This window comes from Mucilaginibacter myungsuensis (genome assembly GCF_015222005.1).
Taxonomy (GTDB): Bacteria; Bacteroidota; Bacteroidia; order Sphingobacteriales; family Sphingobacteriaceae; genus Mucilaginibacter; species Mucilaginibacter myungsuensis.
In genome coordinates, this window is sequence record NZ_JADFFL010000008.1 from 1 (window position 1) to 13,454 (window position 13,454).

The window sequence follows — 13,454 nt, forward strand, 5'->3', positions numbered from 1 at the left end:
TATATCGGCGGTGTCCACCTCTTCCCATTCCGAACAGAGAAGTTAAGCCCGCCAGAGCCGATGGTACTGCAGTAAAATGTGGGAGAGTAGGTCGGTGCCAAACCTTATCGTCTATAGGACGTTAAACCAAAGCCCCTTTACGAAAGTAGAGGGGCTTTTTTTGTGCCTATGCTTTTCGATAACAGCACCTCCCCACAGCCCCTCACCCTAAACCCGATAGGCGGGAAAGCTTTTGCGAAGCGAAGGATCCGGGCGTACGGGCAAAACTTGGACAGATAGCGGGGCCGAACCACCGCCACTGGCAGGGAATGCTCGTTTTCATATACTCTTTCGTATCTTAGTTTAAATGACCAACTACAATTTAAATTAAATGATAGATATGGAAATAGTCGCAAACCACAACACCTCTATAGAAAAGGGAAAAGCGCTTTTCCATATCACCTGGCTAACCGCACTGTATTTGATATTCCTCGCGTTAAACACCTACGTTTTTAAACTAAACTTCGTGTTGATCGGAGTTGTGCAGGAAATTATTACGATCCCTTTGATTCTTACCCAATTTGTGATCTGTGGATGGGCCTTGTATCGACTGATCAAGAGCGGTTTCAATTCAAGAACTTACCTGTTATGGACTTTTGTGATTTCGCTTTTAAATAGCGCGGCTGTGGTGGGGAGTTTTGTATGGTCGTAAAAATAGCAAAGCCGCACTTGGCGAGTGCGGCTTGCTAAACTAAACAATATTTCAATAGAGAAATTAAAAGGCGTTCTGTCGGGTGCCGGCTTTGTAGTAAAGCTCGGCGAGGGTTTTTTGGTAGCCGGCTACCATGCTTTCGCGTTTGATCTTCATGTCGATCAGTTTGGTTTCGCGACTGTTGATCAGGAACAGGGTGCTTTCGCCCAATTCAAATTTTTGGCTCTCGCCTCTTAGTAAGGTCTGCTGATTGTTGATGCTTTGTACCTGCACGGTCAGCTGGTCTGCATAGGCCGAAAGATCGTTATAAGCCGAACGGATATTGGTATTGATCTCGCGTCCGGTCTGTTGAAGGTCGTAATCGTTATCCAGTTGCTTCAGTTTCACTTCACGAAGTTTACCACGCTCCGAACGTAGGAACAACGGAAATGCAAAATCAAACCCAAATTTGTAATTGTTGCGATTGAAATCGTAATAGCTTGGTACGTAGCCGTCGAAACTGGTACGGGTCGATATCAATGTTCCGCTGATATTCAGCTTGGGTTTTAATACCTCCTGGCGATAGCTGCGCTCGATAGCCAGCTGACTGCCCTTGCTGCGCAATTTCAGCAACTCGGGATGTATGTTGGTGGCGTTACCCATCAAACTGTCCAGCATGATCTGGTTGGGTTTGGCGATTGCCCCGGGTATATCCTGCGGACGAGCATTCGCGGGTAACTCCATCGGGTTACCTTGCTCGCTCCATAGATGGTTTGATAGTACTAAACTGGCATTCTGCAACTCAATGGCCGACTTGGTCTTTTGGATGATGCGCTCCTGAACAGTGATATAAGCCTCTACCGAATCTATCGACGGCTTATCACCAAGGACGGTCTGCCGGGCCAAGGCGTCAAAACGGCGTTGAGCCAATTGTACACCCTCGTTAACCAGTTGATATTGTTTGTAGGCATAATACCAAGCCCAATAATCCTTAGCAATATCGTACCAGGTAGCGTTGATCTGTTTTACCTGCTCGGCCTCGGCATATTGTACCATTATTTTTGATTGACGCAGGGTATTCCTCCGCGCATCAATAATTAAGCCTTGCCCCAAAGGAATACTCAGACCAACGCCAGCCAAACCCGGCATCGGTGTGCGGGTCTCGGGGTTGGTGTAAGTGCCGACGCTGCGGTCGTAGCCAACTTTAAGGTCGGCACCGGCCAGCCATAGGGGGACCTTCAGTTCGCTGTTCCAGTTGTTATAATAATCGGTATTGCCGAAAACTTTTTGGCCAAAGCCTGCCTTTAATGCCGGGTCGAAATAACCCAAGGATTGCAGCACTACGGCGCGGGCGCTCTCGCTAAGCAGCCCCGCTTGTTTCATTACGGGATGATAGCGGAAGACCAGCTCCTGCAGGTCGCTCAGGGCGAATACTTTGCCTGTGTCGGTGGAGGCGGCCGCTTGTCGGATTTGCGCTATGCTTGCCGTTGATGTTAGTAGCATCGAGACGGACAGCAGCAGTGGCGCGAACCATTTTTTATTCAATTTCATCTGCACATTCCTCCCTTACTTCTTTTTGGCCGCGCTTTCGTCGGTCGGTTCTTTATCCAAACTTGGCGGGAAGCCGTTCAGCTGTCGCCATATCTCGTACCAAAGGGGCACTGAACGCAATATGATACGCCCGTAAACGCCTGAACCTTGGCGCAATTGTGTAGGCCATGGATCATCATTAGTAGGTACAGGATTTGCCGGCCTTATCAAGATACGGTATTTACCACTTGCGCTGCTTACCCTGTCTATCGCGCTTATCTTGCCGGCGAAAGTACCTACAGCTACCGACGGCCAGCCCGAGAATTGTACCGACGGCCAGCCTTCAAATTGTAAACGCACATCGCTGGTGTCAAGGATAAGCGGGACATCCATCGCGCTGACATACAGATCTACCGCCACCATTGGGTTGAGCGGTTGCAGGGTGGCTACCGATTCACCTTCTTTGATGTTTTCGCCGATACCGGCTTTTAAGGTCTTCACTACATAACCATCCTGCGGGGCACGGACCACGTACAAGCCACGGCGGACGCTGATATTGGCGATATCGTTACGCAACTTGGCTACATCCCCCTGGGCGCTGGCTTTGCTGGACAAGGCCGAACCCAGATCTGACTGTGCCTTAGCGATCGACTCCTGATATTTAGCCCGGATGTTATCCAGATCTATTACCGCGTTAAGCCAGTTCTGCGTAGAGTTATCCAGCTTGTTATTCGCGCTGATCACCTTGGCATTATCTTCCTGTAGTTTTAACCGGCGGGTCTCGATGTCGGTTAACGAGAAGAGGCCATTTTTGTAACCTTCCTCGTAACGCGCTAATCGAGCTTTGGTGGTCTCGTAAAAATTTTGGGCCGCTTGCAGGTCGGCGCTGTCCATTTTTACATAGTTGCGTGCTTGCTTCACCTTATTTTCGGCGGCCTTTAATTGCAGGGTGAGGCCGTTGCTCATGGCGCCCATTTGGTTGTTGGTAGCGTCAATTTTTTGCACTGCGGCAAGTTCGCTCGCTCGTTTAGCTTCTAACTGCTCGTTTAAACGCGTTGGTAATTCCGGGTCGAAGTAGGATTGGCTGGTCTCTGATATTACCAGAATGGTATCGCCTTTCTTCACTTCCTGACCTTCGCGCACGGCCCAACGCTCTATACGGCCGCCGATCTGGTTCTGTACGGTCTGCGGCCTGTCTTGCGGGCGTAGTGCCGTTACCGAACCCCTGCCGGGGATGGTCTGCCGCCACGGCATCAACAATAAGATGATGAATAATATCCCGAGCACCATCATGATCCGACCTAATTTTTCGGAGCCTTTGGCGTCAATTATTTTTTGGTTCGACTTTAACGACAATTCTTCCCAGTTTTGGATCCTCGCCAGATCTTTGTTTTTCTTAGCCATGGTTAGCTCCTCCTTCCTCTAACTCCAGGTCGGTAACAACGGCCAGTTTTTCGGCGCCGGTCACCATGTCAAAAACGGTATTCAGGTTGGTCATCAGTTTTTCTATCGCGTAGCTGATCTGTACAATGATCACCTCGGCGGCCACAAATTGGCCAAAGGTCATCTGGCGTTCTACCACAAAATAAGATCCCAGCAGCAACAGGGCACCCATCAACACGGTACGCAGGGCCACCGCGCTGGCAAAGAAACGCCTTAATAAACTAAAGTGATCGTTACGGGCTTGCAGGTAATTGGCGGTGATCTCGTCGGTACGGTCTACCACCTCTTTACGTTTGGCATCATTGCCGCGGTAAGCGTCAAGGTCGGCGGCCACATCTTCCAGATAGGCCACTACTTCGTATTTATAGTTCGATTCCTCGTAGCTGGTCTCCACCCCGCGGCGGAAGTATAGCGCCAGCACAAAGATCATCACCATCAGCACCAAAATGCCGAAGGCCATAAACACCGGATGATAGAACGACAGGATAATGGCGCTGAAAAATATCAGCACCACGGCTGCTACAATATCTACCAGTAGCTTGGTCAATCCTTTTTGGATGGTGAGGATATCAAAAAAACGGTTGACCAATTCGGGCGGGTTCTCGCCCTCTAACGCCGACCGTTTGATGCGCGGCAATCGGAAAGCGAATTCCATGGCCGCCCGGGCAAATATCTTTTGCTCGATCACCTCTACCAGCGTTAGTTGGGCAATGAGCAGCACACCGCCGATCACAATGCCGATCAATATCACGGCAATAAGGATGTAGGTAGAGCTATACATAGCCCCGTTGCTGAGCAGGTTAAATACCGCTGTGGTACCCAGCGGCAACGTAAGGCCGATAAGGCCGATCATGATAGCGTATAAGTAAATGTAGTTGATGGTGGCCCGCTCGTAGTGCAGCATGCCTACCAATCTTTCCCAGGGCGTTTGCGCACCGGCAGCATGGTTCTTTTTCATGTTTATTTCGTCAGGGTATTTAAGTACGAACACCGGCTGCTATTTGTTTATTGCACGGTGTAAAGTGGTAGAGATGGACAAGGCCTGCAGGACGGAACGGTAGGGATCGCACAAATAACCTTGCCACTATATTGTCGATAGCGAGGTTGATATATTATTTTATGAAGATCTGTTGTGCTGCACCCAAAGTGCTATCCGGCGGCTTTATTTAGCCGATGTGGTTGGGAGGCGGGGTGTGGATAGTTTGGGGCGGGGCCACCACATCTTGCAGCCTGTAACGGCATACCGGTTTGGCATGGCGGACAGGCGAATACTGCACATGATCGGCAAAGTTATGCCCGGCGAACAGTAGTTTTTTATCGCCTTTGTTAAACGACTCTTCTTTAGTGTCTTTGCCTTCTTCGGCATTTTTTTCGATAGAGAAATTTTCGGTGCACTTGGTAAAATGGCTCGCGAAAGCAACGCCCATTTTGAGCGTCATTGTGCAAAGCAATATGATCGCCAGCACGCTATTCAACCAATTTTTCTTCGACACTTTCATTTAAACTATCAGATCGTAAAGATAACAGACAAACGTTTAAATTGGTTTTATAGTTCGTCATGATCGGGTAAGGAGTTTATTAGAATGTGATTAGAGACCATGGAGTCGTCTGAACCGGAATTTATGAAATTAATGAATTAATAAATTGGAAGAAGCACTGACCTAAATCTCCCCGCTTGAGCGGGGATGCACTGAACGAACATTCAGCACAAACTTTGATAGGGGTGTGTCCTCTCGCGGACCTTGCAAACCAAGGACACACCCCTGACCCCGCTCAAGCGGGGAAGCGAGACTTAAACTTTTCGTCATCGCGAGGAAATTCTATCAGCAACGTGGCGATCAACGATACGCAGAGCAGCTATGTAGGTGCACTGCTGGTTATTAACGCCAGTCCGCTCATTGCCGCGGGGGCTATTTCTTTTGTCTTGAAACAAAAGAAACAAAAATTCAAGACAGCGCTAATGCTTCTCCGCACAGGCCTTTCCCCTGCATGCGGCCAATTGCCCGTTCCGCACATGCCAAATGCATTGACCGCCTCGTCTGAAGCCGGAGCGCTGTCGGGGAAGGTATTCTTTGCAACTTGTCAGTGCCAAAAGTCTGGTAAAGCCCAAGTTTCCCCTCTCAAGAGGGGACGCACTGAGCAAGCATATAGCACAAACCTTGATAGGGGTGTGTTATCGCAGACCTTGCAAACTGAACACACCCCTGACCGCTCTCAAGAGGGGAAGCGCGACTTTAAAGCATTATTAAGGATCTGTCATGGCGAGGAGCGGAGGGTAGGCTTTGAGCGATGGAGCGACGCGGCGATCTCATAGGCAGGCCACACCGATCGGCGCTAACTTCTTGACTCTTGACTCTTGACTCTTGACTCTTGACTCTTGACTCTTGACTCTTGACTCTTGACTCTTGACTCTTGACTCTTGACTCTTGACTCTTGACTCTTGACTCTTGACCCTGACTCACTCCTCACCCAGGCCCAAAACTGACGCCGGTGCAGATACTGCCCGTCCGACTCGTGCCGGTAGGCTTCGCGCTCGAAGATGATCTGGCGGTAGGCTTGCCGGTGGTTGCCGTAGCGGAACAGGTTATACAGATAGTTGACGATATATAACACATAAAAAGGCAGTACCAATAACTCCAGCTGCTGCCTCAGGTGGATACCCTCGTGCCGGAGCAGGGTAATAAAACACACGGCTTTTACCGATGGTTTCGAAAGCCTTCGAACTATAGTTCGTCAGGATCAAAGTCAAGTAATAGTTGCTTGTTAATCCGAGGCACCCCGCCTAATTGATCATTCAGATATTCTTTGTCGATGATAGCGTCGGAGCGAATAGGCTTTTCCCGACCATGTACGCTGGACATGCTGGACGCCCCGAATAGGTCTTTGTTAAGCAGGACCATCTGATCGCGACGCAGTTTTTTAAAAACTTGTATGTTATGTGTAGTTAAAATTGCTTGACAATGATTTCGGTTTAATGGTGAGGCGTTGAATAAATGTACGATTAGATTGACCAGGTGTGTGTGCAGGCGGGAATCAAGTTCGTCAATCCAAATGATTTCACCGTCGACAAGCGACTTTACAATCGGGCCGAGTAAGGAAACGAATTTTTGGGCTCCAGCGGACTCTTGTTCTAATAGTTCGAAATAAAGATGATCTACAGGTTGAAAATGCTCGTCAAATCGCTGGTGTCTTGTTTTAAGTTTATATTCCTTCAACTCTTCATCGTGTATTGCGTAAAAAGCAGCTTCTTTGTCTTTAAAGCGTGCAAGTCGTTCATCGAGTTCTTCTTTTATCGTTGAAAAACCCAAGTCAGACTTTTTAATGATATCGTATATTGTGGCGCGATATTTTTCGTCTTTTATCAGTGCGGCTGTCAGGTCAATATTACGGTCAATGCTATTGTCAGTATATAGTTTGTTGCAATAAAACCAATCGATAATTTTTTGTCCAAACTGTATATTAAATTTACCTAATACGGAAAGGAATAGAGCTTTGGGCTTTGTAAACTCTATCAGAACCTTTAGCTTTTGCTTTAAATCTGCCTGAAAACGTTTGTCAATTTGATAATCTGATCCATTTCGAATAAACACATTTTCCTCTTTACGTTTACTCGTCGTAAATAACCATTCTTGGTGTATGCGTTCCTTATCAGCAACAAAGCCGTATCTGAAACCGACTTGATTAATCACGAAATAAACTTCAAGCGTAGTTGGTTCATTTTCAGTCAGTTTGTTTAATGAAAAGGGCTGCACTGGGATTTTGAGTGCTGATATATTATCATTTGTTGAATTGAGCACCCAATACCTCATCACCATGAAGGCTTTGAAAAAATTTGATTTTCCAGAGTTATTAGCCCCAAATAAACTTATGTTTTTCAGCACTTTAATGTCTTGGGTGCCAAGTTGGCTATGAATCACATTTTTGGGAAATTCACGAATAGCACCGGCAGCTAAGTCTAAAGTTGCCGTTTCCATGAAGGATAAAAAGTTTTTTACAGTGAACTTTATTAACATTTTATCTATTGATGGTCAGTACTAATGTACCTTATTTTACTTAAAAACATTAAAATTTGTAAAATATAACGAATATGTTGCTAACAATCTTATGTTAATAAATAAAGGAGTAAAAAAATGAGTTTTTTGGAGAAGATCTCGTAGTTTTAACTGTTTTCTAACGAGGATGTTAGGATGCAGTTATTGTTAATTATATAACGTAATTGATGTGTTCTTTAAATAAAAAAGCCTGTTTGGACTGCCATCCAAACAAGCTTAAGTGTCTCGAAGTAAATCAGACCGGTTCATCACCGGGGATACACTTGTATGACGTCTTGTAAATTTTGTTGGGCGAAGCTAAAAAAAAGTTTCGTTTAAATTATTTCCTCTCCGGAAATAATTTTGTTACACCGTTCATATTCCCTTCTGATTACCGGAATGCTGCGCCAAACACGAGAAGTGGGCGCTGTCTGTTGCCTTTTTCCAAGGCAACAGACTATTACTTGACCATTAATTAAATAAACAATGGCAACAAACGGAAAATCAGGCGATGGACATCGCAATGGCGCGGTACGAGACCGCAGTCAAACATTTAATCCCAATACACAGCAATGGGTAAAGCGGGATACAGAAACGGGCAGATTCATGGACGTAAAAAAAGATGGCGATCCTTTTAAAGGCGTTCGTAAGGAGAAGTAACCATGTCTGTAAGTTATATACCTGCCAATGTTCGGCAAATACTATGGGGAAAGGCGGCGGGACGCTGTCAATATGAGGGTTGTAACCAAGCTTTGTTTTTTGATACGTTAACGAAAGGGGAATTTAACAGCTCCTATATCGCTCACATTTACGCCGATAGCAAAGGTGGGCCACGATACGATGAGGCTTTGTCGTTTAAATTAAAGTGCGATTTATCTAACCTTATGCTATTGTGCGATAGTCATCATAGATTAATCGATAAGCATGAAATCGATGGGCATCCTGCTCCGCGTTTACAGAAAATGAAGGCTGATCATGAAGCGCGAATTAGTATGTTAACAGACATCACTCCAGATCAGCAGAGCCACATAGTGTTATTTGGTGCAAATATAGGTCAGCATCAGATACCTCTAAACTATCGAGAAGCCGCTAACGCGATTATACCCCGGCGTTATCCCTCACAATTAGCGGCCTTAGAATTAGGTTTAAAGAACAGTGTATCCGAAGATGATCAACAAGCCTATTGGTTGATCCAGGACGAGCAAATTAAATCCGCTTTTCAAAAGATAATTGCACCACTTAAGGGGAGTGATAAAGTACAACATTTTTCGCTGTTTGCTTTAGCCCCAATACCGCTTTTAATGCGGATCGGTACGTTGTTTTCTGACATCTACGAAGTAGATGTTTTTCAGCGTCATCGTGAACCATCTACATGGTTGTGGCAGGATGACTCACCCGTTCTTGATTTTTTTATTCGTCGTCCCAGTTCATTTGACGGCGTACCCGTATTAAAATTATCTCTTAGCGCTAATATTACGGATAATAGAGTAACGGAGGTTATTGATGAAGAATGCAATATATGGGAGGTTACGATTAATGACCCCCACAATGATTTTTTGAAAAATGCTCTTACACTTCAAGCTTTTAGAAAAATTATCCGACTCGCATTCAATGAAATCAAAATTCGACACGGGCAAAATATCAAATTGCATGTAATGCCTGCTTTACCAGTTTCAGCTGCAGTTGAATTTGGACGCGTTTGGATGCCTAAGGCTGATATGCCTTTACTTATCTATGATCAGAGCCGTGTCCATAACCGATTTATTTCAACTCTAAATTTTAATTAAAATGACAACACAGTTTTTAACATACGCCGAACGGCAACGAGCCGGGAACGTTTTAGAAAGATTAGCCCAATCAATTGACTTAACCGACCGTCAGTATCAAGACGCTATCGCAAGATATGAAGCAGTAGCAACTTTTTTAGGAGACCCAAATGGTAATTTGGCTATTTACAATCCACATTTGGTTCCCCAAGGTTCGTTCAGAATCGGGGTTGTTGTACGGCCCGAACATGAGGAATGTGAATTTGATGTGGATACCACTTGTTGGCTGTATATTAATTTACCGGCAAGCCAGTACCGAATTAAGCAACTGATTGCAGACCGCTTCAAAAGTAATGCAACTTACGAGCGCATGCTTAAAGAGAAGCATCGTTGTTGGCGTTTAGGCTATAGTGAACAAACTCGCTTTCATTTGGATGTGGTACCAGCTGTTCCTGATAGTTATGAATGGCTTTTGAAATTGGGTGTTCCAGACAAATATGCTAAACATGCAATCAAAATAACCGATAATCAACGTTACAATTATCATCACCATACGGTTGATTGGCCTGGTAGTAATCCGGAAGGTTACGCTTTATGGTTTTTGGATGTCATGAAAGTCCAAGCTGATCATATCAGAAATCAGCTCTCGGCTGAATTGAAGTTGAGTTTGGATAAAATTCCAGAATATAAAGTCAGAACACCGTTACAGAGAGCTATCCAATTAATGAAACGTCATCGCGATCAGTTATATGGCGATCACGACCTTAAGCCGATATCTATCATTATAACAACGTTGGCAGCAAGAGCATATATGGATGTCATAAAACGTCATCAAGGCGGGTTGTTTTACGATATTGTTATCGCAATAGTTGAGCAAATGGTTGATCATATTGAAAGTCGTGATAATGTTAGGTGGATTGCTAATCCTGTAAATCCAACCGAAAACTTTGCTGATAAATGGCAGACTGATCCACGCCTTGCGGCAAAATTTCACGAATGGCACGGCAAATTTTTAGCCTTAGTTAACGGCGAAGAAATTACCAAATCATTTGATCGAACACCGGAATCATTAAAATTATCATTTGGCTCCAATACAGTTAAGCGTGCGTTTGAACCTAATAATGTGCCATCGTCAGTCGGTCAACTTGATCGTTTACGTAATACGGCTGCTATTATCGCCTCTGGTGTCGCACACACGGATAAGAATGCGCAAATTAATAACCAAAGTATTGGTGTAAAAAATCAAGAACATCGTTTCCATTTTAATGAGTAATGATACCTAAACGAAGAAATCATAAATATGCGTTTTTGACTTATCAGCAACGTTTGGTTGAAAGTAAATTTTCTTTTCTAAAATGCCATATTGGACGCAATGTACTGAAATGTGTCGGGTGGTTACAGCCACCCGATTGTACACATCGTTACAAAGTATTAATTGAATATGTTTTGGGCTACGAGCCTAAGACTACGGTATTGTTTCCTAATGTTAAGCCATCAAAACATATTCATATGTACAAAGACAAGAGTTTATGCTTAAGTTTTCCACCAGATTTGAAATGGACACAGAATAGTAGAATGGCGGAATTAACTATACCGTGGCTGGTAGAATGGATCATATTTTATGAGATATATTTGATTAACGGAAATATTTGGGAAGGCCCTGAATCGCCGGTACATTTGACTGAAGCTACCAGAAATATTAATATAGATGACGAGTAAATTGAATAAGTACCTCACCGTCGTTCTGCATTTGACAATCGGCCTTTCGTCCTCCTGCCTCACCACTTCACTCCCCCGCCTCCTTCACCAACTTATTCACCATCCCGAGGCTGATATTCAACGCATCGGCCATTTGGCGTTGGGTAAAACCTTGCGACTGGTAGCTGATCACGGCTTGCAGCAGTCGGTTGCGCTCTTTTATTTCGGGGTTAATGAGTTGGGTGTGTTCGGGCAGGGTGTCTACCGTGGTGAATTGCAGGAAGGGGCCGTCGCGTTCCAGATTGAACAGGCACACCTTGTTGGCCCCATAAGTTTCGGCAGCCGAACGTTGCTTTACCTGTTTAAGGTAGCGGTGGCCGGGTTGGGTGCAGCTTTCGGCCATGGCCATGGCGCTGTCGGCAAAGTTCATCAGCAGTTTGCTGCCGCCCAGATCGTTGCGGGTAATGGGCAGGCCGGCCTTGCGTTTGGGGGTATGGGCCAGCACCAATATGCTGAGGCCGTGGCGGGTCTTAAGCATTTTTAGCTGTTTCATCATGTTCAGCGCCTTGCCCGCGCTTTCGGCGCCCGGCCCCATGCAGGTTATGTTATCGATAATAAGCACCTCGGCGCCGGTGTATTTAATGCCGCGGTGCAGTTTGTAGGCCATAAACTCGGCCTGGTCGGCAAAGCCGGGCATAACGGGGGCTTCCAGGTTCACCTCGGCACGGTAAAAATTCTCGTGAAATTTGTAGCTGCCCCGGTTATCGGTATAGCGCTGCTGGAACTGCTTGGCGCTCAGCTCAAAGTCGACATACAATACGGGCGAGGGCGGGCGTTCCAGCTCGAAACCGTTGATGTGCTTTTGCCGGCTAATGCTATCGCCCAGCTGCACGGCCAAAACCGACTTGCCGATGTTGGTATCGGCAAACAGGATGCAGAGTTCGCCCTCCAGCCAAAAGTCGCCAAATAGGCGGCGGGCAGGCGGTTTCTGGCTTTCGTAGTCTATCCATTGGTTGGCGCTCTTAATATCTAGCAATGCGTCGGCCGGTGGTTGCCAATGGGCTTCGGTAGCGGCGCGTTGCGCTTTTTCTTCGGCGGTCTTAGGTGCTTTGTACGAGCCACGGATGCGTTCGATCACCTCTGGCCGTTGGTGCTGGTTCAGGTATTCCATCATGAAAATAAGTTTGTTTGCCCATGATCAGCAGGCAGTGTTAAAGAATTTCGTCCCGACGGGAGCGGGCAAAAGATCGGCTTATTGTTGTATAACAAATGTAGCAAGAATTTTTGAGGAATGCAAATTTTTTTAGTAATTTTTTAAGGGTATCAAGTATTGAGTATCAAGTATCAAGTCGGAAGTGTTAAGTCTTTTGGTAAGGCGACTTAGGACTTTGAACTTGAGACTTTGGACCTGAGAAAAGTCGCAAAAGTATGTTCACGGGTGTATCCCGACATTGGCTTTGTTTGTGTTCTGTAAATATTTGATAGGCAGTGGGTTGTGGCGGCGTGTTCAGCGACGGGGAAATGCTCATGTTCACGGCGTTGAAAATTAGTATTGATAATGAGGTTGTTACATTTGTCGGGTGCCCCATGTTCACGCGTGAACACGAGCGGGTGAATGGTGATTGCTTGTTAAGCGTACTTTAAATTGCTGTATCACAAAACTTAAATTTGTACGTTATTGCTTTATATTTGTAAGCACAGATCTAAATTACCATGGGACTACTTAAATTCCTCTTTATATCTATCCTTGTTTTGTATCTATTCCGCGTGTTGGTGCGTATGCTGTTGCCTATGCTGTTCCAAAGCGTGGTGAATAGAGCTGCCGAGCAGGCCGGTCAGCAGCAGTACCGCGAGCCTAAGCGCCCGCGCGAGGGTTCGATCAAGATCGATCATGCCCCGCCGGTAAAAAAGAGTTCGGTACCGGATAGTGAAGGTGATTTTGTAGATTACGAAGAAATTAAATAAACCCACCCCATGATACCTTTACCCGAAGACGTTTACAAACGCAAGCATTTTGGCACCCCCGAGTCGGTGATCCTGATCGTGGTCAACTACGTAGTGATGGCCGTGGGGATAGAAGTATTTGCCATGTGCCAAAAGGTGAACTGGTTCTTTTGGGTGATCGTTGGCGGATTGGCGGTGTATAACTACTTTAACCTGCGCCGCAACCGCGAGGAGTATGACAAGGTTAGGATCTACGCTTACATTGGCAGTATCGCGGGCTTGGTGCTGATGTTCTTCCTCTTCAGGCTGAAGGCAGGTAACTGCTAAGTTCAGCTCGCTGCAATTATTAATTCCTGTTATGCCTTAATTTTC

General features: G+C 45.8%; 11 protein-coding genes and 1 rRNA gene. 6 read left to right on the forward strand and 6 right to left on the reverse strand.

The window, feature by feature from the left end; genetic code table 11:
• Positions 1-103, forward strand: a 5S ribosomal RNA gene (rrf, locus tag IRJ16_RS17965); the annotation flags it as partial.
• A gap of 651 nt (positions 104-754) precedes the next feature.
• Here the strand turns inward: rrf and IRJ16_RS17970 are convergent.
• The 5 genes from IRJ16_RS17970 to IRJ16_RS17990 form a co-directional block, all read right to left on the reverse strand.
• The gene (locus IRJ16_RS17970; protein WP_194113027.1) at positions 755-2,221 is read right to left on the reverse strand and encodes a TolC family protein; all 1,467 of its coding nucleotides are present in this window, start codon (positions 2,219-2,221) and stop codon (positions 755-757) included.
• 15 nt (positions 2,222-2,236) lie between these two features.
• A complete protein-coding gene (locus tag IRJ16_RS17975; RefSeq protein ID WP_194113028.1) occupies positions 2,237-3,604 on the reverse strand; it encodes an HlyD family secretion protein in 1,368 nt (455 codons plus the stop codon).
• A complete protein-coding gene (locus IRJ16_RS17980) occupies positions 3,597-4,601 on the reverse strand; it encodes an ABC transporter ATP-binding protein (protein ID WP_194113029.1) in 1,005 nt (334 codons plus the stop codon). The genes IRJ16_RS17975 and IRJ16_RS17980 overlap by 8 nt, the downstream gene beginning before the upstream one ends.
• Positions 4,602-4,809: 208 nt before the next feature.
• Positions 4,810-5,142 carry a hypothetical protein gene (locus IRJ16_RS17985; RefSeq protein ID WP_194113030.1) on the reverse strand — a complete coding sequence of 111 codons (333 nt, stop codon included), beginning with the start codon at positions 5,140-5,142 and terminating at the stop codon, positions 4,810-4,812.
• Positions 5,143-6,366: 1,224 nt separating this feature from the next.
• Complete coding sequence (locus tag IRJ16_RS17990; protein ID WP_194113031.1) at positions 6,367-7,617, reverse strand: AAA family ATPase; 1,251 nt, start codon at positions 7,615-7,617, stop codon at positions 6,367-6,369.
• Between the two features lie 543 nt (positions 7,618-8,160).
• Between IRJ16_RS17990 and IRJ16_RS17995 the strand changes: the two genes are divergently transcribed.
• Genes IRJ16_RS17995 through IRJ16_RS18005 form a run of 3 tightly spaced genes read left to right on the forward strand, consistent with a single transcriptional unit; the run spans position 8,161 to position 10,713 of the window.
• Positions 8,161-8,334 carry a hypothetical protein gene (locus tag IRJ16_RS17995; protein WP_194113032.1) on the forward strand — a complete coding sequence of 58 codons (174 nt, stop codon included), beginning with the start codon at positions 8,161-8,163 and terminating at the stop codon, positions 8,332-8,334.
• 2 nt (positions 8,335-8,336) lie between these two features.
• Positions 8,337-9,461, forward strand: coding sequence for an HNH endonuclease (locus IRJ16_RS18000; protein ID WP_194113033.1), 1,125 nt, complete (start codon positions 8,337-8,339; stop codon positions 9,459-9,461).
• A 1-nt stretch (position 9,462) separates the two neighbouring features.
• Positions 9,463-10,713: a nucleotidyltransferase domain-containing protein gene (locus IRJ16_RS18005; protein WP_194113034.1), complete on the forward strand. Its 1,251-nt coding sequence runs from the start codon at positions 9,463-9,465 to the stop codon at positions 10,711-10,713.
• Positions 10,714-11,226: 513 nt separating this feature from the next.
• Here IRJ16_RS18005 and IRJ16_RS18010 read toward each other — a convergent pair.
• Positions 11,227-12,312, reverse strand: a complete 1,086-nt coding sequence (locus IRJ16_RS18010; RefSeq protein ID WP_194113035.1) for an AAA family ATPase — start codon at positions 12,310-12,312, stop codon at positions 11,227-11,229.
• A 539-nt stretch (positions 12,313-12,851) separates the two neighbouring features.
• Between IRJ16_RS18010 and IRJ16_RS18015 the strand changes: the two genes are divergently transcribed.
• Positions 12,852-13,103 (forward strand): DUF4834 domain-containing protein, encoded by a 252-nt coding sequence (locus IRJ16_RS18015; protein ID WP_194113036.1) that lies wholly within the window; start codon positions 12,852-12,854, stop codon positions 13,101-13,103.
• Between the two features lie 9 nt (positions 13,104-13,112).
• Positions 13,113-13,409 carry a hypothetical protein gene (locus IRJ16_RS18020; protein ID WP_194113037.1) on the forward strand — a complete coding sequence of 99 codons (297 nt, stop codon included), beginning with the start codon at positions 13,113-13,115 and terminating at the stop codon, positions 13,407-13,409.
• Positions 13,410-13,454 lie beyond the last annotated feature (45 nt).

Excerpts from the sequence above, each read along its gene's own strand:
- IRJ16_RS17970 (WP_194113027.1), bottom strand. The coding sequence starts at position 2,221 with ATGAAATTGAATAAAAAATGGTTCGCGCCACTGCTGCTGTCCGTCTCG.
- IRJ16_RS17975 (WP_194113028.1), bottom strand. The coding sequence starts at position 3,604 with ATGGCTAAGAAAAACAAAGATCTGGCGAGGATCCAAAACTGGGAAGAA.
- IRJ16_RS17980 (WP_194113029.1), bottom strand. The coding sequence starts at position 4,601 with ATGAAAAAGAACCATGCTGCCGGTGCGCAAACGCCCTGGGAAAGATTG.
- IRJ16_RS17985 (WP_194113030.1), bottom strand. The coding sequence starts at position 5,142 with ATGAAAGTGTCGAAGAAAAATTGGTTGAATAGCGTGCTGGCGATCATA.
- IRJ16_RS17990 (WP_194113031.1), bottom strand. The coding sequence starts at position 7,617 with ATGGAAACGGCAACTTTAGACTTAGCTGCCGGTGCTATTCGTGAATTT.
- IRJ16_RS17995 (WP_194113032.1), top strand. The coding sequence starts at position 8,161 with ATGGCAACAAACGGAAAATCAGGCGATGGACATCGCAATGGCGCGGTA.
- IRJ16_RS18000 (WP_194113033.1), top strand. The coding sequence starts at position 8,337 with ATGTCTGTAAGTTATATACCTGCCAATGTTCGGCAAATACTATGGGGA.
- IRJ16_RS18005 (WP_194113034.1), top strand. The coding sequence starts at position 9,463 with ATGACAACACAGTTTTTAACATACGCCGAACGGCAACGAGCCGGGAAC.
- IRJ16_RS18010 (WP_194113035.1), bottom strand. The coding sequence starts at position 12,312 with ATGATGGAATACCTGAACCAGCACCAACGGCCAGAGGTGATCGAACGC.
- IRJ16_RS18015 (WP_194113036.1), top strand. The coding sequence starts at position 12,852 with ATGGGACTACTTAAATTCCTCTTTATATCTATCCTTGTTTTGTATCTA.
- IRJ16_RS18020 (WP_194113037.1), top strand. The coding sequence starts at position 13,113 with ATGATACCTTTACCCGAAGACGTTTACAAACGCAAGCATTTTGGCACC.